Annotated in this window: 17 protein-coding genes; 11 read left to right on the top strand and 6 right to left on the bottom strand. The window is 39.4% G+C overall.

Annotated features, from left to right (window positions below; genetic code table 11):
* Positions 1-123: 123 nt before the first annotated feature.
* Genes E4F24_RS00170 through E4F24_RS00150 form a run of 5 tightly spaced genes read left to right on the top strand, consistent with a single transcriptional unit; the run spans position 124 to position 9,284 of the window.
* Positions 124-924, top strand: a complete 801-nt coding sequence (locus E4F24_RS00170) for a DNA-binding protein (RefSeq protein ID WP_140936584.1) — start codon at positions 124-126, stop codon at positions 922-924.
* On the top strand, positions 914-2,965 hold the full coding sequence (locus E4F24_RS00165) for a helix-hairpin-helix domain-containing protein (RefSeq protein ID WP_140936583.1): 2,052 nt from the start codon (positions 914-916) through the stop codon (positions 2,963-2,965). Before E4F24_RS00170 ends, E4F24_RS00165 begins: the two co-directional genes overlap by 11 nt.
* Entirely contained in the window at positions 2,953-5,052 is a 2,100-nt protein-coding gene (locus E4F24_RS00160; protein WP_140936582.1) for a ComEC/Rec2 family competence protein, read from the top strand. Before E4F24_RS00165 ends, E4F24_RS00160 begins: the two co-directional genes overlap by 13 nt.
* 3 nt (positions 5,053-5,055) lie before the next feature.
* Entirely contained in the window at positions 5,056-6,990 is a 1,935-nt protein-coding gene (locus tag E4F24_RS00155; RefSeq protein WP_140936581.1) for a RecQ family ATP-dependent DNA helicase, read from the top strand.
* Positions 6,991-7,049: 59 nt separating this feature from the next.
* Positions 7,050-9,284, top strand: a complete 2,235-nt coding sequence (locus E4F24_RS00150; protein ID WP_140936580.1) for a sodium-translocating pyrophosphatase — start codon at positions 7,050-7,052, stop codon at positions 9,282-9,284.
* 84 nt (positions 9,285-9,368) lie between these two features.
* On the opposite strand, the gene E4F24_RS00145 is transcribed toward E4F24_RS00150, so the two are convergent.
* Entirely contained in the window at positions 9,369-10,250 is an 882-nt protein-coding gene (locus E4F24_RS00145) for a LysR family transcriptional regulator (protein WP_140936579.1), read from the bottom strand.
* A gap of 77 nt (positions 10,251-10,327) precedes the next feature.
* Between E4F24_RS00145 and hutH the strand changes: the two genes are divergently transcribed.
* From hutH to E4F24_RS00120, 5 genes are read left to right on the top strand one after another with little or no spacing between them, the layout of a single operon-like run.
* Positions 10,328-11,896 carry a histidine ammonia-lyase gene (gene hutH, locus E4F24_RS00140; protein WP_140936578.1) on the top strand — a complete coding sequence of 523 codons (1,569 nt, stop codon included), beginning with the start codon at positions 10,328-10,330 and terminating at the stop codon, positions 11,894-11,896.
* Between the two features lie 3 nt (positions 11,897-11,899).
* A complete protein-coding gene (hutI, locus tag E4F24_RS00135; RefSeq protein ID WP_140936577.1) occupies positions 11,900-13,150 on the top strand; it encodes an imidazolonepropionase in 1,251 nt (416 codons plus the stop codon).
* Between the two features lie 6 nt (positions 13,151-13,156).
* Positions 13,157-15,163, top strand: coding sequence for a urocanate hydratase (locus E4F24_RS00130; RefSeq protein ID WP_140936576.1), 2,007 nt, complete (start codon positions 13,157-13,159; stop codon positions 15,161-15,163).
* A gap of 5 nt (positions 15,164-15,168) precedes the next feature.
* Positions 15,169-16,149: a formimidoylglutamase gene (hutG, locus tag E4F24_RS00125; protein WP_140936575.1), complete on the top strand. Its 981-nt coding sequence runs from the start codon at positions 15,169-15,171 to the stop codon at positions 16,147-16,149.
* A gap of 39 nt (positions 16,150-16,188) precedes the next feature.
* A complete protein-coding gene (locus tag E4F24_RS00120) occupies positions 16,189-17,064 on the top strand; it encodes a pirin family protein (protein ID WP_140936574.1) in 876 nt (291 codons plus the stop codon).
* A gap of 67 nt (positions 17,065-17,131) precedes the next feature.
* Here E4F24_RS00120 and rpsA read toward each other — a convergent pair whose 3' ends face one another.
* The 5 genes from rpsA to E4F24_RS00095 form a co-directional block, all read right to left on the bottom strand.
* Complete coding sequence (rpsA, locus tag E4F24_RS00115) at positions 17,132-19,066, bottom strand: 30S ribosomal protein S1 (RefSeq protein WP_140936573.1); 1,935 nt, start codon at positions 19,064-19,066, stop codon at positions 17,132-17,134.
* A 97-nt stretch (positions 19,067-19,163) separates the two neighbouring features.
* Entirely contained in the window at positions 19,164-20,147 is a 984-nt protein-coding gene (locus E4F24_RS00110; protein WP_140936572.1) for a YihY/virulence factor BrkB family protein, read from the bottom strand.
* A 1-nt stretch (position 20,148) separates the two neighbouring features.
* On the bottom strand, positions 20,149-20,556 hold the full coding sequence (locus tag E4F24_RS00105) for an acyl-CoA thioesterase (RefSeq protein ID WP_140936571.1): 408 nt from the start codon (positions 20,554-20,556) through the stop codon (positions 20,149-20,151).
* Positions 20,557-20,648: 92 nt separating this feature from the next.
* Positions 20,649-21,689 carry an endolytic transglycosylase MltG gene (mltG, locus tag E4F24_RS00100; RefSeq protein WP_140936570.1) on the bottom strand — a complete coding sequence of 347 codons (1,041 nt, stop codon included), beginning with the start codon at positions 21,687-21,689 and terminating at the stop codon, positions 20,649-20,651.
* A gap of 6 nt (positions 21,690-21,695) precedes the next feature.
* Positions 21,696-22,448: a PASTA domain-containing protein gene (locus tag E4F24_RS00095; RefSeq protein WP_140936569.1), complete on the bottom strand. Its 753-nt coding sequence runs from the start codon at positions 22,446-22,448 to the stop codon at positions 21,696-21,698.
* A 143-nt stretch (positions 22,449-22,591) separates the two neighbouring features.
* Between E4F24_RS00095 and E4F24_RS00090 the strand changes: the two genes are divergently transcribed.
* Positions 22,592-23,593, top strand: coding sequence for a D-alanine--D-alanine ligase (locus tag E4F24_RS00090; RefSeq protein ID WP_140936568.1), 1,002 nt, complete (start codon positions 22,592-22,594; stop codon positions 23,591-23,593).
* The last annotated feature ends 1 nt before the right edge of the window (position 23,594 follow it).

Genomic DNA, 23,594 nt, shown 5'->3' with positions numbered 1-23,594 from the left:
ATCTGGCTTTTTTTATTTTGTTGTCATTCAGTGTTTTATGTGTTATTTTTTATTTGTTTTTTCAATTACGTTTAAAATAATTGAATTATTTTAATAAATTTAAGTTGACCTATTCCTTAAATTATGTTTGTAAGAGTAATTTTATTACTACTAATATCAATTGAACTAAAAGCACAACCATTTAATGCAGCGCCCTATTTAGGTATGGGAAATACCGGGTTGGCACGCCAATCTGTATACAGTATAGGTCTTAATCCTGCCGGTATTGCGGGGTTAACAAACACCAATGTAGCCCTCGCTTATCAGCAGCATTTTCTTTCTTCTGAGATACAGTCTCGAGCAGCATACCTGAATATCCCTATTAAATCTTTAGGTGGCGTAGGGGTGGGAGTTAATAGCTATGGAATAGCAGGAGTTTCGACTTTATCGACCGTCCGGGGCATTTATGCGCGACAATTTGGAAAGCAAATTTTTTCTGCTGTAGGATTAAACTATCATCAGTTTTATATTAAGAACTATGGAAATGATCAAACGTTTTCTGTCGATTTGGGACTTCAAGTGAATGTATTTCCGCATTTGGTAATCGGCGCCTTAGTTCGAAATATATCTTCTTCCAAATATAAGGAAGATGTTGACCAACAGATATCCCGTGAGATTGGTTTAGGATTGAATTATGTGGTGTCCGATCATTTAAGTCTGGCTTCGGACATATACTATGATTTTCGAAGTAAAATGAATTATAGAGGAGGGCTTGAATACGCTTTCGATCGTAGATTTAAAATAAGAGGGGGAGCGGCGTCGAATCCACTGCATTATCTTGCAGGACTTGGATTGATTTTAAACAAAATTCAAATAGACATTGCTTCTTCTTTTCATCCGAAACTAGGTACATCTCCTCAAATTACAATGGCGTATGGTTTTTAAAAAGCTCGTTTATTGTCTTGTGCTATTGAGTATTTCGTTTCAGTCATTTGCACAGCAAGAAGAGATAGAAATAGAGGAGTTGCTGATCGAGCAACTGAATGAGGAATTGGGTGAAAATGACGATTTGAGCGAATTTACGGAAAAACTAGCTTATTATATGCGGCATCCTCTAGATCTTAATAAAGCAGATCGAGCTGATTTAGATCATCTGATCTTCCTTTCCCCTCAACAAATAGAAAATCTATTAGTACATCGCAACATATCGGGAAATTTTATTTCTATTCGTGAGTTACAGGGAATTTCTGGCTTCGATTTGCAGACTATCCAACGTATACAGCCGTTTGTCACGGTTAGAGACGTGACTTCACTGGATGAATTTTCATTTCATAAGCTAATAGATGCCAGTGAGCATACGCTTATGATGCGTTATGGACGGGTTATTGAAAGTCAAGCAGGGTATTTGATTCAAGATTCTTCGCGTTCTCGCTATTTCGGAAACCCTGATCGCTACGCAGTTCGATATAGAATGAATTTCGAAAATAAAATACGGGTAGCATTGAATATGGAAAAGGATGCCGGAGAGCCGTTTTTCAAAGAAAAGCAAAAATATGGATTCGACTTTTATTCAGGGCATATTGTGTTGAATGATATTAGCAGGAATATCAAACAAGTCGTAGTAGGAGATTATGGATTGCAGTTCGGACAGGGATTAGTGGCCTGGAATGGACTGAGTTTTGGAAAAGGTACTTGGATAGGAAGTGCAGCACGTCAGGGTGTGGGACTGAAACCCTATTCTGCAATGAATGAAAGCAATTTTCAGCGGGGTATTTCAGCTAAGTTGGTGGTTAGTGACTTCGAAATAACACCTTTTGTTTCTTACCATTCACTTTCGGGTAATTTAATCGAAAACGGAGCCGACAAATTTATTACTACAATAAATTATAGCGGCTTACATCGCACTCCTACTGAGCTTGCTTATAGAGATGCTATCAAGCAGTTTGTTGCCGGCATGAATGTCACTTACCATTTTAAACGATTTAAAGCGGGAGTCACTTACCTACATACTTCGTTCAATGGTCAGGTGACTGCGGGAAATACCATGCGTGAGCAATTTGATTTTGAAGGAAAAAGCTTGGATCAAACAGGTGTACACTATCATTATACCTATAGAAATATGTACATGTATGGAGAAACGGCGTATAGTTTTGGGGGTGGATTTGCGACAAATAACGGGATTATTGCTAGTCTTCACCCTAAAGTGTCAACGATTGTAAATTATAGGAACTATCAACGTAACTACCATCATTTCTTTGCTCAATCTTTGAGCGAAGCGTCGCAAGTGGGTAATGAAGAAGGATTATACGGAGGAATTATTTATCATCCATCCCGTGCAATAGAATGGGTAAACTATGTTGATGTTTTTCGATTCCCCTGGTTGCGCTTTCGTGTAGATGCACCTAGCAGTGGTACCGATTTTTTAAGTCAGGTAACATATAACTGGTATAAAAAAGGTAAAGTTTTGCTTCGATATCGGCATCGGCTCAAACAAGAAAATTTAAATTTAGCTGATCGCAATGAGAGCCTGTTAGCGGATATAATTCGTAATCAAATACGAGCCGAATTTCAATATAAATTAAATCAGAGATGGACGGTGCGAACAAGGGCAGAGGTAGCCTTATATGAAAAAGAGAGAGATGAAAAAAGTTCAGGTTGGATAGTATATCAAGATGTATTGTGGAGAGGGTGGAGCAATAGGTTAAATGCCAATATGAGATTCGCCTATTTCCACACAGCGTCATATAATTCCCGAATTTATGCCTATGAAAATGATGTTCTGTATGCCTCTAGTTTTCCGATGTATTATGGTAAAGGTATTCGTACTTATCTAAACCTCAGATGGCGGATGACGAAGGATTTGGATATATGGGGTAGGTACGCCTTGACTAAATATACAGATCGAGAAACAGTAGGTTCAGGATTAGATCTCATAGAAGGCAATCAAAAATCGGATTTTAAAGTTCAAGTCAGATGGCAATGGTAAAGCGAGGTATTTTAGATTTCTCGATCCAGAAAATGCCCTTTTTGAGGATCGTGATACCTTACGGTATTGGAATTGCTGTTAGCCAAATAATTTCGTGGAATACTACACGATATGCTGTTTTGTGTGCAATCCTGATTCTCACTGCCATCTGTTTTGTTACTGCCTTTTTCTTTCGAAGGCCAAAAGTTTTTAAAAACATGTATGTTTTGATGTTCTATTGTTTTTCGTTTTTGATAGGCATCTGGCAGGTTGTAAGTGAGCTTCCGAATTTGAAACAAACGCACTTCAGTTGGTACGCAAGTTCACAGCTGGAAGGTGTTATTGCCGATGAACCCGTCATAAAACAGAAAACAATTCGTTTCCCTTTAGCGGTTAAAAATGTTGTAGAAAAAGGAAACTATTTGGAAGCTGAAGGTAAGATAATGGTAACAGTATTACGTGATTCTTCAAAGGATCAGGTGTTCAAATATGGAGATCATATTGTCATTCCAAGTACCCTCAGTACTATTGCTCCATCGTATAATCCGGAAGAGTTTGATTATAAAACGTATCTGCAAAATCGGAATATTTGGCATCAATCACTACTACAGAAAGACGATTATGTGATTTTAGGTAAGAACTCCGGAAATAGCATCATTTCATTTGCACTAGGATTGAGGGAGAAGTTAGTCTCCAAGTTTAGCGTGTTTATTAAAAATGATGAAGCTTATAATGTAGCTATTGCACTGATTTTTGGATCTCGATCGCAACTAGACGCGACAACATTGGAGGCATTTACCAATACGGGAACGATTCATGTGTTGAGTGTTTCGGGATTACATGTAGGGTTGGTGTTTGGTTTGTTGACTTTTTGTTTAGGTTGGATTGACCGATTTCCCTTTGGACGGGCGATACGCTGCAGTATAATTTTGTTATGTGTATGGGCCTATGTGATTCTTACGGGCATGGCGCCTCCAATTTTGCGGGCAGGAATCATGATTACGTTCTTTCTGTTTTCCATCTGGACAGGACGAAAACAAAATGCCTTGAATACACTGGCTGCTTCTGCATTTTTTATTCTGCTCTTTGAGCCTAAGTATTTATTTGATATCGGGTTTCAACTTTCTTACCTGGCGATAGTGGGTATTTTAATTTTATATCCGATATTAAAAAGCCTCTATACGCCCAGCTCCAGATACCTAAATTGGGTAGTAGAATATAGCTATGTCTCCTTTGCAGCTCAATTATTTACCGTGCCGGCTGTGCTGTATTATTTTGGGCAGTTTCCTACTTATTTTTTGCTGGGTAATCTTTTTATTGCTTTGCCAAGTACAATTATTATGTATGTGGGTTTGGGCTTGTCTATGATGCCTTTTGATGTGGTAAACATTTATTTGGGAGCGATGTTGGAACATATTATTACTTTCTCATTAGAGGGCTTAAAATGGTTAGATCGCTTGCCTGTGTCGGTTATAAAGGGGATAAGCTGGAATCTACTACAGATTCTACTTGCTTTTTTAAATTTGGCTTTTCTGATTTATGCACTCAACTATAGAAATAAGCAGGCATTGAAGGTCGCCGGGTTGACTTTCTTTATCTTGTCTATCTTGGTTGCTCTTCAGGTCATAGAAAAAATGAACTACAGGGGAATTACAATTTACAATCTGCGCTCCGCTATAGCAGTAGCTTCCATACATAAGGGTACCGTTGTTTTGTTTTCCAGTTTGGACTCCCTTCATCATCCTACACTTAGGTATAGTGTATTGCCTCATCTCCGGCAATACAGTCAGGAAGAAGATATACAATTCTATACCATTCCTTCTGGTCAACACCCTATTTATATGTTGTCTATAGCCAATAAAAAAATTTTAGTGCTGGAGGGAAAGTTACACGACAGTGATTGGGAAGATATTGATGTGGTCTTATGGCGTAAGAATAATTATAACTTGATATCGGAAATAGCATCGCGGGTACACCCTTCGTTTTTTCTTTTTGATGGAAGTAATTCCGACAAAACACTGTCTAAAATAAAATCTCAACTAGGTGAAAATAACCGTCCGTACTATTTCTTAAAAAATAATTTTGCTTATGTTTGGGAGGAGCATTAGCGTATGGAGCAGAATAGTCTTTCGGTACTAAAGCAATATTGGGGGTTTGACGAGTTCAGACCGCTGCAGGAAGATATTGTTCATTCCGTTTTACAGGGAAGAGATACGTTAGCTCTAATGCCTACAGGTGGAGGAAAGTCTGTTTGCTTTCAAGTTCCCGCGATGATAAAGGAGGGGATTTGTATCGTTATCAGTCCTTTAATTGCCTTGATGAAAGATCAAGTCGAACACTTACGTGCAAGAGGAATCGAAGCTCTTGCCATTTTTTCAGGAATGTCTTATCGCGAGGTCGATATTGCGTTGGATAATTGTGTCTTTGGTAAGATAAAATTTCTTTATATAGCACCCGAACGCCTATATTCCGAATTAGTAAGGGAGCGAATTAGGTATATGAAAGTCAATCTGTTTGCAATAGATGAAGCTCATTGTATTTCGCAATGGGGCTATGATTTCAGACCGTCCTATTTACAATTAAATAAACTACGCGAATTACATCCCGGTGTCCCTGTTTTGGCACTCACAGCAACAGCGACATCCCGTGTAATAGAAGATATACAAAAGCAGCTTCATTTTAAAGTACCCAATGTATTGAGCAAAAGTTTTGCGCGGACTAATCTGGGATATATGGTATTTGAGGAAGAGGATAAAATGGGACGCATGTTGCGAATCATCAAAAAAATGGGGGGAAGTGGAGTTGTGTATGTGCGAAATAGACGCGAAACGCAGGAAGTAGCGCGTGTATTAGTCAATCATGGTGTACCGGCAGATTATTACCATGCAGGTTTAGCCATGAAAGACAGAGAGCAAAAGCAAAATGCATGGATGTCAAATAAGATTCGTGTAATTGTTGCAACCAATGCGTTTGGGATGGGAATTGACAAATCCGATGTGCGTTTTGTAATTCATTTGGATATTCCGGATTCGTTGGAGGCGTATTATCAGGAGGCAGGTCGCGCAGGTCGGGATAATAAAAAAGCGTTTCCGGTCATGCTCTATCAACAAGATGATAGGGATCGACTGTGGACGATGTTAGAATCTAGCTTCCCTGCCGTCTCTTTCATTCAAAAGGTATATCATTGTTTAGGGAATTATTATCAGATTGCGTATGGGGCAGGGAGTGGCGCAACTTTTGATTTCGATGTTGTTGACTTTTGTAAAAAATATGAAGTTGACTTACTACAGACAATCAGTGCACTGAAATTTTTGGAAAGGGATGGATGGTTAGCACTTTCTGAAGCTGTATATATCCCTTCTCGTTTTAAATTTGAAGTAGATTACCAAGAGCTATATAAGTTTCAAGTGCAATCTGCTAGATACGATTCGCTGATTAAAATTATTTTACGAACATATGGAGGCGTCTTTGATTTGTATGTACCTATTAATGAATTTGAGTTTGCTAAAAAACTAAGGCTTCCGTTTGATGTTATTGTAGAATTGCTGTCGGGCATGGAAAAACAGCAGATAAGCTCGTACATTAAAAGTACGGATAAACCTCAGCTCCAGTTTTTACAAAGTCGGGTAGACTATAAGAACCTCTATATCGACATGGATTTTATTCGGGAGCGAAAGCAAATTAAAGAAGATCAGCTGAAAGCAATTTATCATTATTTGGATACAAAAGATTGTCGAAGTAAAGCTTTATTAGACTATTTTGGCGAAGAGGACGCAGAGGCATGTGGTGAATGCGATTTGTGCTTGGTACGAAAACACAGGGAAGGACAAGCTGCCAAAATTCGTCAGGAAATTAGGATATTACTTTTAGACAACGCATTGGTTCTACACGAACTGATCGATAGTATTTCTGTCGGAAGAGAAAATGATAAGATCAAAATCCTTAGAGAACTTATCGATGAAGGTGAAGTAAGGGTTGACGAGGAGAAGTATTATTGGGTTGGAAGAAAGGGGCAGGTAAAAAAATACCCAAAAAGAATTTGTTAAAGCATTTTATTTCTCCCGGAATTTTTAATAGCTTTAACTAATAACCAAATAAACATTATATGGAAAATTATATTATTTACTTACCCGCAGTATTGGCTGTTTTGGGGCTCCTTTTTATGATGACGAAAGCGACTTGGGTCGGCAAGCAAGATGCTGGCGATGATCGTATGCAAACTATTTCCAAAAGTATTCAAGAAGGGGCGTTGGCCTTTTTAAAAGCGGAATACCGTATACTTTTGATTTTTGTAGCTATTGCTTCAATAGCACTTTTTGTTGTTTCTACTTTGGTGGATTCTACGCATTGGATCATTGTTGTAGCATTTGTATTTGGAGCGTTTTTTTCTGCGCTAGCCGGAAATATAGGTATGCGGATCGCAACCAAAAGTAACGTGCGCACGACTCAGGCTGCGAGAACTAGTCTTCCACAAGCTTTGAAGGTTTCTTTTTCAGGAGGCACTGTAATGGGATTAGGTGTAGCCGGGTTAGCTGTACTGGGACTAAGTATTTTCTTTTTACTGTTCTTAAAAATGTTTATTACCGAAGGCGGAAATTTTTATAGTGAAATGACCGTTGTTTTAGAGGCGCTTGCCGGGTTTTCATTAGGAGCAGAGTCTATCGCGTTATTTGCACGTGTTGGAGGAGGTATATATACCAAAGCCGCTGATGTCGGGGCGGATCTGGTAGGTAAAGTTGAAGCCGGTATTCCGGAGGACGATCCACGTAATCCTGCTACCATCGCTGACAATGTTGGAGACAACGTTGGTGACGTGGCCGGAATGGGAGCTGATTTATTCGGATCCTACGTGGCTACCGTATTAGCTTCAATGGTGTTGGGTAATTATATTATAAAAGACATGAGTGAGGCAACAGGTACTGTATATACGGATGCTTTTCAAGGTATGGGCCCTATCCTTTTGCCAATTGTAATAGCAGGAGTAGGAATTTTGGCGTCCATCATTGGAACATTTTTTGTGAAAATAGCGAACAATGATGCGAAAGAAGCCCAAGTACAAAAAGCATTAAATATGGGCAACTGGGTAGCTATTTTTTTAACCGTTATCGCTTGCTTTTTTCTCATAACGTATATGTTGCCAGAAACTATTCAAATGAAGTTTTTCGGTGAAGGCTACAAAGATGTTCCACGGATGAATGTTTTTTACTCTACTCTTGTGGGATTGGCAGTGGGCGGATTGATTTCAGCTTTCACGGAATATTATACAGGATTGGGTAAAAAACCTGTTTTGAATATTGTTCAAAATTCTTCTACAGGAGCCGGGACAAATATTATAGCTGGATTGGCTACGGGAATGATGTCAACATTTTCATCTGTTTTGTTGTTTGCCTTTGCGATTTGGGGCTCCTATTCCTTAGCGGGCTTCTATGGTGTAGCTATTGCGGCTTCTGCGATGATGGCAACGACAGCCATGCAGTTAGCAATAGATGCTTTTGGGCCGATTGCTGATAATGCAGGCGGAATAGCTGAAATGAGTGAACTGCCGAAAGAAGTTCGCCAGCGTACCGATATACTGGACTCTGTCGGTAATACGACCGCTGCAGTAGGAAAGGGATTTGCTATAGCGTCGGCGGCTTTAACTGCACTCGCGTTATTCGCAGCCTATGTGACTTTTACAGGTATTGACGGAATTAACATTTTTAAAGCAGATGTATTGGCGGCGTTATTTATAGGCGGAATGATACCCGTTGTTTTTTCAGCACTGGCGATGCAATCAGTCGGTAAGGCGGCAATGGATATGGTGAATGAAGTTCGCCGTCAATTCCGAGAAATCCCTGGAATAATGGAAGGGACGGGAAAACCAGAATACGGTAAGTGTGTTGATATATCTACCAAAGCGGCACTGCGTGAGATGATGTTACCAGGGGCTCTGACAATTATTACACCTATAATCGTAGGATTTGTAATGGGGGCAGAAGCTTTAGGTGCATATATGGCGGGTGTTGCGGTTTCAGGTGTCCTATGGGCTATTTTTCAGAATAATGCCGGAGGTGCTTGGGATAATGCAAAGAAATCTTTTGAAGCGGGTGTAGAAATAAATGGAGAAATGACTTATAAAGGTTCTGAAGCACATAAGGCAGCAGTGACCGGAGATACCGTTGGAGACCCTTTTAAAGACACTTCTGGTCCCTCAATGAATATTTTAATTAAATTGACTTGTTTAGTCGGGTTAGTTATTGCCCCGATTCTAGGAAATCACACGGCACAACTGGCGAAGCAAAAAGAGAAACAAGCGCCGGATAAAATAGTGGTGGTTGAAAAAGTAGCGCATAAGAAATAAGGTTCAAGCTAACTAAAAAGTACATCCCGCAGGTAGATCCTTGCGGGATGTACTTTTTAGTAGCAGTAATGAGGATGTGTAACATTATTTCAATGCATCCAGAAAGGGTGGCATTCCTATGTTTCTATTCGTTTCATTCCAAGCTAGTGACAGTGTAGTGCGTTGCGGAATGGAATCGAGTTCAATAAATTTGACAGCTATATCATACCCTTTTTTTAGCGAGGTGGGAACAATAGCTACCCCCAATCCCTGAGCCACTAAGCTAAATATACTCAATGCATTTACCGAGCGTAAAGCAACGTTTGGTGTAAAGTTATGGTCTTCAAATATGCTCATTACCAGCTCGTAATACGTCGAGCTATAATCTTTAGAAAAAAGAATGAACGATTCATTTTTGAATACTTCAAGTGATGTGAAATTGTCGCTTTGAATAGGGTGGTTGTTGGGAAGTACTAAGCTAAAGTGTTCTGTCAGCAAGGGTTTTAATTGTAGATTTTTGGGTTTGCTATTTATTCTGACAAAACCAAACTCAAGCTCATTTTTGGATAATAGATCCAGTTGTATTTCATTAGATAATTCTTGCAACGTAATCTCCATTAAGGGAAACAGCCGTTTTATTTTTAGTAAGATCTCTGGTAACACTCCTTGTACTGCCGAACCAATAAAACCGATTCTCAATGAAGCTTGCTTACCTTCCCCTATTTTTACAAGCTGTTCTTCCATCTGTCGGATCTGTTGCAGAATAGTATCTACTTCTGCCTTCATATACTGTCCGGCTTCGGTGAGTCGAACAAAGCGTTTCCCTCTATCGAATAATTTTACGTGATAGATTTCTTCCAGCTGTTTTATTTGACGTGTTAGCCCAGGTTGTGAAATGAATAACCTTTCTGCTGCTTTCCGAAAATGTAATTCTTCTGCCAGCGTCTTAAAATACAACAGGTGTCTTAATTCTGTTTGATAATTCATGGTTATCAATTATTGATTAAATTGGTATTATTTATTATCAAATATAGCAGGTAAATTTGATATAAACAGTATAAACGATGAATACATTTAAATACGGAAAAGATAGCTTGACAAGCTCTTTGGCACTAGCTATCGCAGAAGGCAAGATTCAAGGTGTATTGACAGATACAACGAAACAGAAAATAAATCAAAGTGCTGCTTACGTACAGGAGATTGTTGATGCCGGTAAAGTTGTATATGGGATCAATACAGGATTCGGGCCGTTATGCACAACGCTTATCGATGTGCATGATACGCGAAAGTTACAGGAAAATATTTTGAAGAGTCATGCAGTAGGAGTTGGAGAGCCTATCGACAAAGAACTTTCCAAATTAATGTTGATCTTGAAGGTACATGCTTTGGCGAAAGGGTTTTCTGGTGTGCAGTTGAGTACAATTGAACGGATTATTTGGCATATTCAACAGGATGTGATTCCTGTGGTACCTAAGCAAGGTTCTGTAGGAGCTTCGGGTGATCTAGCACCTTTGTCGCATCTCTTTTTGCCATTGATTGGTCTTGGAAAAGTTTTCTGTAGAGGTGAGGTGATCGAGGCATCGTCGGCATTAGCGTCGTTTGGCTTAGAGCCTGTAATTTTAGGTGCGAAAGAAGGGCTTGCCCTCATCAATGGGACACAGTTTATGGCAGCACATGGGGTAAGAGCGGTCGCAGATATGAATAGATTAATGAATAATGCAGATTTGATTGCTACACTCATGTTGGAGGGATTGAATGGTTCAATAAAACCATTCTATCCGGAATTGCACGAATTGCGCCCGTATAAAGGCAACAAATATGTAGCATCAACAATCTATAATCTGTTGAGCGGATCTGCCATATTAGCGTCACACAAAAATTGTACACGGGTTCAAGATCCATATTCACTACGGTGTATACCGCAAGTACATGGGGCTTCTAGAAACGCATGGTTGCATTTCAAGGAAATAATAGAAATTGAAATTAATGCGGTGACGGATAATCCAATTGTAGTTAATGGGGAACTAACAATCAGTGGAGGGAATTTTCACGGACAACCTATAGCATTGCCACTAGATTATGCGACATTGGCCGTCTCGGAGTTAGGTAATGTTTCAGATCGACGGGTTTACCTATCACTTGAAGGTCAAACAAATGGTGTGCCTCGTCTGTTGATGAAATCAACAGGACTTAATTCAGGTTTTATGATCTTGCAATATACTACGGCAGCACTAGCAAGTGAAAACAAAGGCTTGTGTTTTCCCTCAAGTGCCGATAGTATTCCTACATCGATGGGACAAGAGGATCATGTAAGTATGGGATCTATTTCGGGTCGCAAGTTACTGCAGGTTATCGATAATGTGGAAAAAATATTGAGCATTGAATTATTATGTGCAGCACAAGCAAAAGATTACCATTATCCACTGCAATCTACTCCAGTAATTGAAGCGATTCATCAATACATTCGAAAACATATACCCCATATAGAAGAAGATCAGCCTATGCAAGAGCTTTTGGATGCAGCGTTGTATATGATAAAATCCGGAATACTCTTGGATATAGCGCGGGAAACTGCCGGCACTTGCAATATAGATGTATTTGGCGATGGGGTCGAATACTTTGAACAGTTTTAGAAGATGGAACAAAAAGAGGTATTAATAGGGCCGTTTAAACAATTGTTGACCATGTGCAATCTACCAGATAAAGGAGCATTGTCGGATAGTCAATTGGAGATTGTGGAATATGCCGGAATTTGGATCTGCGGAAACATTATTAAAGAGATTGCTGGTTTTGACGAGCTAAGGTTAGTCGTTCCGGAAAGTGTGCAGATTCAAGAATTACAAAATGAATATGTATGTATGCCATCTTATATAGATTGTCATACCCATATTGCATTTGGAGGGGGGCGCGCTAATGATTTTGCGATGCGTAATGCAGGAAGTTCTTACTTGGAAATTGCGGAATCAGGTGGTGGTATCTGGAATACCGTTATGCATACACGGGGTTGTGATCTAGAGCAATTAGTTGATATCACGGTATGGAGAGCCAGTGAGTTAATAAAGCAAGGCGTGACAACGGTGGAAGTGAAGAGTGGGTATGGTCTTACGGTAGAAGAAGAGTTAAAGATCTTGCGTGCGATAGCATTAGCCAATCAACGAAGCAAAGCAGATTTAATAGCGACCTGCTTAGCTGCACACATGCTTCCCAAAGACTATAATGGTACAGCTGAAGATTATCTGGCGGACATAGCCGAGCGATTGTTTCCATTATTGAAAGCAGAGCGTTTGACAAATCGAATTGACGCATTCATTGAAAAAAGTGCATTCACAGCAGATCAAATGCGAGATTATTTTATCAACGCACAAAATATGGGCTTTGATATCACGGTACATGCGGATCAATTCAGCCTATCAGGCTCGCAAATAGCCGTTGACTTTAATGCTGTATCGGCAGATCACTTAGAGGCATCCACAGATTATGAAATAGCACTGTTGGCCAAATCTGATGTAGTTGCGGTAGCGTTACCAGCCGCTTCATTGGGGATTGGTTGTGCATTTGCTCCTGCCCGAAAATTATTGGATGCCGGTGCCTGCCTGGCTATTGCGACAGATTGGAACCCGGGATCAGCCCCTATGGGGCAGTTGATTGCATCGGCAAGTATCTTAGCTACAATGCAAAAGTTGACAAATGCAGAAGTACTTGCCGCGGTAACATTTAGGGCAGCAAAAGCACTGAATTTAACCGATAGAGGTCGTTTAGCAAAAGGATTATCAGCAGATTTTGTAATCTATGAAACAGATAATTATCAACATATAACGTATCGGCAGGGATCATTACACCCTGCATCAGTATGGAAAAGTGGAGAAGAAGTATTTAATAAAAATTAACAGCAAATGACAATATTTCAAAAAGCGATAATAGATGGGATTCCTCTGGTGCTACCCCCTAAAGCAGAATATGCTACGGACGTTAGTCATGCGCCTAAACGAAAAGCTATTTTGACAAAAGAGGAAGAAAAGTTGGCTCTCCGTAATGCACTGCGCTATTTCCCAAAGGAATGGCACTATGAATTGGCAGCAGAATTTTTAGACGAGTTAAAGCAGTACGGTCGGATTTATATGTATCGTTTTCGGCCAGCCTATGATATGTATGCGCGACCTATTCAAGAGTATCCTGCCAAATGTAAACAAGCCGCTGCAATTATGTTGATGATCCAGAATAACTTGGATCCGGCAGTAGCCCAACACCCGCATGAGTTGATCACGTATGGAGGAAATGGCGCTGTATTTCAAAATTGGGCACAATACCTGCTAACCATGCAGTACTTGGCAAATATGACAGATGAGCAGACACTGCATGTGTATAGCGGTCATCCAATGGGCTTATTCCCATCATCTGCCACTGCTCCCAGAGTAGTGGTGACAAATGGGATGATGGTTCCTAATTATTCACGACCAGATGATTGGGAGCGATTTAATGCTTTAGGTGTTACACAATATGGTCAAATGACAGCAGGATCGTATATGTATATCGGCCCCCAAGGTATTGTTCACGGAACAACGATAACCGTGATGAATGCTTTTCGCAAACTATTGGATAAGAAGGACAGTATTAGCGGGAAAGTATTTGTGACATCGGGATTAGGAGGGATGAGTGGAGCGCAACCCAAGGCAGGAAACATCGCGGGCTGTATTACAGTATGTGCGGAGATTAATCCAACAGCAGCCTATAAACGTCATGAACAAGGTTGGGTTGATGAGGTATTAGATGATATATCGGCATTGGTCGAGCGTGTACGATTGGCTATAACAAAGGGTGAAGTACTATCGATTGCATATATCGGAAATATAGTAGATGTATGGGAAGAGTTTTACGAGCAGGGCATTCAAATTTCTATTGGTTCCGATCAGACGTCTTTGCATAATCCCTGGTCGGGTGGGTACTATCCCGTTGGTCTATCGTTTGAAGAAGCAAACCATAAGATTGCAAACCGACCGGAAGAATTTAAAGAGGATGTACAACGCTCGTTGATCAGACACGCAGAGGCAATCAATAAGCATACTGTACGAGGGACGTATTTTTTTGATTATGGAAACGCATTTTTGTTAGCTTGTAGCAGAGCAGGGGCAGATGTCATGGCGTCGGACGGCATTCATTTTAAATACCCCTCGTATGTACAGGACATACTGGGTCCGATGTGTTTTGACTATGGGTTTGGTCCATTTAGATGGGTGTGTACTTCAGGCAGATCCGAAGATTTGCGTAAGACAGATGAGATTGCATTGAATGTGTTGTTGGATCTCCAAAAAGAGGCTTCGGACGAGATTGTTCAACAATTGGAAGATAATATAAAGTGGATCAAAGAAGCCGACAAAAATAATTTAGTAGTGGGCTCCCAGGCACGTATACTGTATGCTGATGCACTTGGGCGAGTACGGATCGCTCAAGCATTTAATAAAGCGATTCGAGAGGGGAAGCTGTCTGCGCCAGTTGTATTGGGCCGTGACCATCATGATGTAAGCGGAACCGATTCACCTTTCCGGGAGACCAGCAATATATACGATGGTAGTCGTTTTACAGCAGATATGGCTATACATAATGTACTGGGGGATAGCTTCCGAGGAGCTACCTGGGTATCCATACATAATGGAGGGGGTGTTGGTTGGGGAGAAGTAATCAACGGAGGTTTTGGAATGGTTTTGGATGGTACGAAAGAAGCGGATGTCAAGTTGCAACAAATGTTGTTCTTTGATGTCAATAATGGTATCGCAAGACGTGCGTGGGCAAGAAATAAGGAAGCTCAGCATGCACTTGAAACCGAATTAGCTCGCAGTCCACAATTAAATGTAACTCGGGCAATCCACGTTGACGATACGCTAATTGATAATCTTTTTAACTAAATGTGATGAGTAGTATCTTTGACAGTCCACTTTACAGGATACCAAATGTAAGTTTTTGGATCGGCCGTGAAGATGGCGATCAGCCAGAATTATTGCGCTGGCATCAGATTATAAAAAATATAGATCTTCGAAATAAAGCTGATTTTTCTAAAGCGGTGGTGTTATTGGGCTTCTGTTGCGATGAAGGTGTCCGCCGAAATATGGGACGTGTTGGAGCGACAGAAGGATCAGCCTATTTACGTAAAGCACTGGCAAATCTACCCGTTCATTTTTCGTTTGAAGACCTACATTTGATAGATGGCGGCGACATCATTTGTGAAAAAGGTGATTTAGAAGGTGCACAAGAAGCTTTAAGTCAGGCTGTATCCGTCATTATAGATCATGGAGGTTTCCCAATTGTATTAGGAGGTGGACACGAGCTTACTTATGGACATTTTTGCGGGATCAAAAAGAGTACGACAAAAACAGTTGGTATTATCAATATAGATGCCCATTTAGATATTCGTCAACCCATGGATGGTTATGGAAGCTCAGGGACAGGCTTTTATCAAATAGCTGAGGACCTTGCAAAGGAGAATATAGCATTTCATTACCTAGCAATAGGTATTCAGCAGATTAGTAACACCAAGGCATTGTTTAACTATGCTAAGCACAAAGGAGTACAGATTATAACCGCTCAGGATATTTATGAAGCAAATGTAGCGCAAATAATAACGGCAATACAGACGTTTGGGAAACAAGTAGATGTTATTTATTTAACCATAGACATCGATGCTTTTGCAGCACCATACGCACCCGGGGTAAGTGCATTAGCTTTCAATGGTATAGTTCCAGATCATGTATTCAATAAAATCTACGCGACAATTATAGGGCTTCCGAATTTGATAAGTATGGATTTAGCGGAATTAAACCCTACCCATGATATCGATAACCGGACAGCCCGTTTGGGAGCTGATTTAATTTTCAAGGCCATTCAGCAATTTTAATACTTTTTGTAACCTTAAGTTGTTTAACGTAAATAAGCTATGTCGAATATTGATTTTATCCAAGAAGAGAAGGCCGCTGATATCGGCAATTTTTTGGCAGGAAGATTACTGCCTTTTCGTCAGAAGAGGTCTATTGGGCCATTTGTATTTATCGACCACATGGGTCCTGCACATCTTAGTGAATATGAGAACTTGGATATAGGGCCGCATCCGCATATCGGATTATCGACCTTAACTTATTTATTTGAGGGAGCGATCATGCACCGTGATAGTCTGGGGACGGCCATGGAGATACAACCTGGTGCTGTAAATTGGATGACAGCAGGCAAAGGTGTAACGCATTCTGAAAGAACACCAGAATACCTAAGACATCAAGATAAATATATGCACGGACTCCAGATATGGATTGCACTTCCCAAGACCTTGGAGGCCATGGAACCGGAGTTTTTTCACATAGAGGCAAAAGATATTCCGGCATGGGAAGACGAGGGCGTTAGTTATAAGTTGATTGCAGGAGAGGTATTTGAAAGAAAATCTCCTGTGCCGGTATATAGCCCACTTTATATGATTGAAATTAAGGCTACAAAAGATACACTAATTGATCTTAGGGATATTTTGTACGGGGAGAGTGGGCTCTATATTCTTGCAGGTGATATTGAAAGTAATGGATTTGAATATGGACCGAAGCAGATTTTGATTACCAAAGATGCGCACTTATGTTCTTTTACGATGAAAGCAAATACGACAGTATATATTTTTGGTGGCGAACCTTTCCCTGAAGAACGGTTTATCTACTGGAATTTTGTCGCAACACGCAAAGAAATCATCGAACAAGCAAAAGAGGACTGGAAAAATCGTCAGTTTCCAAAAGTACCCGGTGATGACGGCTATGTTCCGCTGCCAGGTATAAAATAGATAAGCTACGACATAAAAAAAGCTCCAATCGTGCGATTGGAGCTTTTTTATTTAGTGAAATCTAAAATTATTTAGATTTTTTTTCGTCACCTTCCATTTGCTCTTTTAATTGAGCTAATACATCAAGGTCACCTAAAGTAGATTTCTCAACAGAGTCTTTTACTTTCTTCACTGCCGTAGAAGCTGCTTTTGCATCTTTTTTGCGTGCATTAGATTCTTCTTTGCGATTTTCTTCTTTCGCATCTTCCCAGATACGAGAGTGAGAGATTACAAGACGTTTATTTTCTTTGTTGAATTCAATGATTTTGAAATCCGTAACATCATCTACTTTTAATGCAGCGCCGTCCTCTTTTACAGAGTGTTTAGAAGGACAGAAGCCTTCTACGCCATATTGTAAAGCTACGATATCACCTTTGTCTCCAACTTTGATTACTGTACCTTCGTGGATAGAATCAATTGTGAAAATTGTTTCGAAAGTATCCCAAGGGTTTTCCTCTAGTTGTTTGTGACCTAAAGATAATTTACGGTTATCTTCATCAAGTTCTAAAACTACAACTTCTAACTCTTCACCTACTTTAGTAAATTCATTAGGATGATTGATTTTTTTAGACCATGATAAATCTGAAATATGGATTAATCCATCGATACCATCTTCCAATTCAACAAATACACCGAAGTTAGTCATGTTTTTAACAACAGCTTTTTGTTTAGAACCGATAGGGTAACGTTCTGTAATATTTTTCCAAGGATCTGGCGTCAATTGTTTGATACCTAGGCTCATTTTACGCTCATCGCGGTCTAATGTTAAGATTTGAGCTTCGATTTCGTCACCCACTTTTAGGAACTCCTGAGGAGAACGTAAGTTTTGTGACCAAGACATTTCAGATACGTGAATTAAACCTTCAACACCAGGTATGATTTCTAAGAAAGCACCGTAGTCAGCAACTGTTACGATTTTACCTTTTACTTTAGAACCGATAGCTAATTCGGTGTTTAAAGATTCCCAAGGGTGTTCTGATAATTGTTTTAAACCTAATGCGATACGTTTTTTCTCATCATCAAAGTCTAAAACAACAACGTTGATAGTTTGATCTAAAGCCAAAACTTCTTTTGGATGCTCAATACGGCCCCAAGAGATATCTGTAATGTGAAGTAAACCGTCAACACCACCTAAATCGATGAATACACCAAAATCTGTAATATTTTTAACAGTACCTTCTAATACTTGACCTTTTTCTAATTTCGCAACGATTTCTGATTTTTGGTTTTCTAAATCGTCTTCAATTAAAACTTTGTGAGATACGACTACGTTTTTGAACTCATGGTTGATTTTTACAACTTTGAATTCCATAGTTTTACCTACATATACATCGTAATCACGGATAGGTTTGATGTCGATTTGAGATCCAGGTAAGAAAGCTTCTACACCTTTAATGTCTACGATCAAACCACCTTTAGTACGAGACTTAACAAAACCATCGATAATAGCATCATTTTCCAATGCATCATTGATAGCTTCCCAAGATTTTTGTGTTTTAGCACGTTTGCGTGACAACACCAATTGACCGTTTGCGTCTTCTTGAGACTCTACGAATACGTCAACAGTATCACCAACTTTTAAGTCAGGTAAGTCACGGAACTCAGATAATGCTACTAGACCGTCTGATTTGAAACCAACGTTCAAAACCACATCCTTATTATTGACAGATACAACAATACCTTCAATAATTTCACCTTGGTTGATTTGGTTGAATGTACCGGCATACTGTTCTTCTAATTTAGTACGCTCAGTTTCGCTGTAATTACCGAAAGCTTTTTCATCTAGTTCCCAATCGAAGTCACCTTCTGGTGTGCTCCAAGTATTGGATTTGATTTCGTCAATTAAGTTTGAATCGGCTTCAGACTCAATCTTTTCGGTGTCTTTCACTACTGTAGTGTCAGCACCTTGTAGCTCTGCGTTTTTCGCCGCTAACTCTTTTTCTGCTTCTTGTTTTTTTGCCATTAATTAATTTTCTCCTTTTCCTTACTATGTAAGGACTGCAAAGATACGAAAAACTTTTATTTACAAGATTTTATGTTGATTTTTTTTGGAAGATATTTTACAGATCCGAATCTTTTTCAGATTGTTTGAATGAATTGTAGATTTTTGGCTTCACAATTTTAATACTCTGTTTAGATAAAGTAATACTGGCATTTAGCTCAAAACCTATCAATAGTATTAATGAGTTCAGGTACATCCAAATCATGATGACAATAATAGTTCCGATAGAGCCATACAGTTTGTTGTAAGCATTGAAATTATTAATGTAATAAGCGAAGCCTGAAAAAGTTAAAATGGCAAGGATCGTAGCCAGGGTAGCGCCCGGACTAAAGATTTTCCATCTTCTGGCTACAGATGGGCCAAATTTGTAGAGCATACTGACGGTTAGAAAATAAATAGCAAATAATATGACCCAGCGCGCTGCTTTGATAATAAACGTCCAGAACCAAGAGAGATCATACGAAATATGCTCCTTTAAATAAGAGATGACTATACCAGCTCCCGTGAAGAAAGCAATTCCCAATGTCAAAGCAATAATAATAGAAAACGATAGACCCAAAGCGATTAATCTTCTTTTACCCCAACTTCTATTTTCATTCGCCAAAGAAGACTTATTAAATGCCATCATCAAAGTGGTCATACCATTGGTGGCGAAAAAAGTGGCCAATACAAAACCGAAAGATAATAATCCACCATTTTGTTTTTTTATAATATCTTCTAACGTGGATTGAACAATAGTAAATGCCTCAAAAGGAATTACAATAGCTAAAAAATCCATTAGACCTTGCTGAAAATTATCTACAGGAATATAAGGAATCAAGGTAAATAAGAAAATAATACCCGGGAAAATAGCCAGCATAAAATTATAGGCCAAGGAAGAAGCTTTGTTAAGAATAGATTCACGAGCTATCTCTTGGAAAAAAAATGTAGCAACAGTATATAATGGAAGTTTGCCAAAACCCGGAAGAATAGCCGTTTTAGACCATTCTACGAAGTTATCATACGGCCTGAAATTCAATAAACTGGTGTGGACTTTCCTCATCTTACTCAAAGTAAGGTCTCATTTTATCTTGAAAAATCTGTGGCGGACGACAAGGTCTGTTTTTTTGCATATCTACAAAAACCAATTGTGTCATTCCGGTATTGAGTAATACTGCCGCTTCATTAAATATCTCATATTCAAATTTAATTCGGATATTCGGTTCCTCTCGAATCGTTGTTTTTATGGTTAAGAGTTCGTCATAGGTTGCTGCTTGAATAAATTTGGACTGCAATTCTATGACGGGAAGCATAACGCCCATTTCTTCTAACGCTCTGTAAGATATACCTGTATTACGGAGCATCTCAGTACGTGCTACTTCATAATATGCCGCATAATTGCCATAGTAAACGTATCCCATTTGATCTGTTTCGGCATATCTTACTCTTAATTGGTGCTCAAAAACGTACATAACATAAAGTTAAAAGTCAAAAATTAAAAATCCAAATCACGAAAATCGTTTAAGGCACATAACAACAAGGTCGATATAGGGTATAAGAAAGCTTATTTTTTAATATTTCTTTCATCCAATGCTTTTTGGAATTTACGTGCATTAACCTGATGTTCGGCCATCGTTACAGCAAAGGCATGGTATCCCGAAAAATTAGCCTCGGCACACATGTAAATGTAATCGTGATGTGCAGGATTTAACACAGCATCGATGGATGCAATGCTTGGCATCATGATCGGCCCGGGGGGCAAACCTCTGTACCGATACGTATTATACGGGTTATCTATGGTCAAATGCCTGTTCAATACGCGGCGGATAGTGAAGTCATTATTCGCAAAAATAACAGTTGGATCTGCCTGTAATAACATCCCTTTCCGAAGTCTATTCAAATATAGCCCCGCAATTTTAGGCATCTCGTCCACATGAAGTGCTTCGCCTTTCACGATAGATGCAAGTGTAGAGACTTCAATGGGAGTAAGGTGGACAGCCTGTGCCTTTTGTTTACGTTCATCCGTCCAGAATTTTTTGTATTCGTTATTAAAGCGAGCGACTATTTTATCAGGTGAAGTGTTCCAATAGATATCATAGGTATTGGGAATAAACATCGAAAAGAAATTATCTTTAGTGAATCCGTATTGCTCTGCCACGGCTTCGCTATTCAATATGTCGTCGAACTTTGTGGAATCAGCTTCAAAGCTGTTCCCTAGTAGACCTGCAAAACTTTCTTTAAGACGTATATTTGCAAATCGGAACTTCACAGCTTCTTGATATCCTCCACGAAGATTTCCGATCAACCTGCGGTTGCTCATCCCGGGGATCAATTTGTATCGACCTGCTTTCACATTGTTGGGGTAGTCCATTTTTTTTGCGGCGAAGTCAAATAACTCCGGATGTTTTACAATATCTTGTGATTTCAATCGTGCAAATACAAGGTCGTAGGTGTCATTGGTATGCACATAGAAAAATTTTTCTTTATCTGTAACAGAAGGGCCGATGAAAGTTTGGTAGGCCTTCCAGCTGATAAAAGCACCTACTACCACAAGGATGACCAAAGTAATGCCTAGAAATTTCGGAAAATATTTTTTTTTCTCCATAAGAGATTAGTCGTTTGATAAAGTTAAGTCGATCGGTGTACCAATACCGATAATGTGTGCTGAAGTATCTGGAAATTGTGCTATTATTCTTGCGGTAGCTGTGTCACTGATATTTCCGGTAATATTACCAATCTTCAAGCCTAACCCCTGAAGCGCAAATTTTGCTTCTGCCAATGTAAGGTTTAAGACCATAGGTATTTCTACTTCATTGGCACCGCGACCATTTCCGAGTACCAAGGTGATATTCGATCCTTTCGAGATCATTCGTCCTGCTTTGATAGGTTGCCCCGCAAATTTTGCATCTAGTACGACATCCCGGGCAATATCAGACACGTAGACCGTGTCTCCAATCTTTAGTGAATGATTTTTGATGATGGCAGAGGCCTCAATAAATGTTTTGTCAATGATATCCGGAAATGCTATTTCAGGCGCTATCTGTGTAATAATGGTTAGATAAATGGTGCGTCCACTTTTTACCAATGCACTGGCTTCAGGGTCTTGTTCTATTACTAAGCCTGGTTTTGCATCCATCTGGTATACAGAGTCTATGGTATATTCGAGCCCTGCTCGATCCAAGGTGCGTTTGGCATCTTCTATATGGAGACCTTTGAGTATAGGTACTTCCAGTGCATCTCCATGTTTAGTGTAAATTTTTAACCCAAAATATATTAAAAGGAATAATACAAATATGGCTATGATAGCTCCTATCAGATTTTTTCTGAAGGTGTCTGTTCGTAAATAAAATAATAATTTAGACATGAAATTTTTTCAAGTTTTTTATACCCCACTATCTAATAACGAGTGTGGCCGTTGTTACATTGTATTAATATTTAATATTAGCAAAAATATTCGTTTTTCCGTGTATCGCAAATTATATTTGCGAAGATGAACTAATGATAATAATGAAAACAAAAGTAGCATTAATTACCGGAGGATATACAGGAGAAGCGGAAGTATCTTACAAAAGCTCGCAATTTGTCTATAGTCAGCTGGATAAAAATAAATATGAGATCTACCTAATCGATATCACTGTGGAAGGCTGGTTTTATCGAGATCAAGAGAACGTAAAGTACGTGATTGATAAAGAAGATTTTTCACTTAATTTGAATGGTACAACTGTTAAATTTGATGTTGCATTTATTATTCTTCACGGTTCACCCGGTGAAGACGGACGTTTGCAAGGGTACTTTGACATGATCGGATTGCCTTATACTTCTTGTAACGCATTAACGTCTTCGTTAACCATGAATAAGGGGTATACAAAAGCTATTCTTGCAGATATTTCCGAACTTAATTTAGCTAAATCTGTGCTCCTGTTCGAGCACCATAGAAAAGATGGCGTGAAATTGGTCGAGGAAAAATTAAGCCTACCTTATTTTGTAAAACCTAATGCCGGAGGAAGTAGTATTGGAATGACAAAAGTAAAAGAAGCCGCGGGTTTAAAAGAAGCATTAGATAAGGCTTTTGATGCAGAAAATACGGGCAAGCAGGTTCTCGTCGAAGAGTTTGTAAACGGTCGGGAATTTTCGCAAGGCATATTTCGCAATTCGCAAGGCGAACTTGTTGTTTTGCCCGCTACCGAAGTGAAAACAACCCGCGAATTTTTTGATTTCGAGGCGAAATATATCCCCGGACTTACAGAAGAAATTACACCGGCAGATTTGAATGAAGAACAGCAAGCAAGAGCGATGCGCCTTATTCAGGAAATCTATATCCGTCTAAACTGCAAAGGGATGGTTCGTGTCGATTTCTTTTTAGAACACGGCACAGATAAATTTTATTTTATCGAAATTAATACTATTCCCGGACAGACTGCACAGAGTTTTATCCCCCAGCAGGTGCGTGCATTCGGAATGAGTGAGACAGCATTTTACAGCGAGTTGATAGAGGCTGCCTTAGGTTAAG

This window comes from Sphingobacterium lumbrici (assembly GCF_006476045.1).
Taxonomy (GTDB): Bacteria; Bacteroidota; Bacteroidia; order Sphingobacteriales; family Sphingobacteriaceae; genus Sphingobacterium; species Sphingobacterium lumbrici.
The sequence above is the reverse complement of the archived record's forward strand: the minus strand, read 5'-3'. Positions and strand labels throughout refer to the sequence as shown.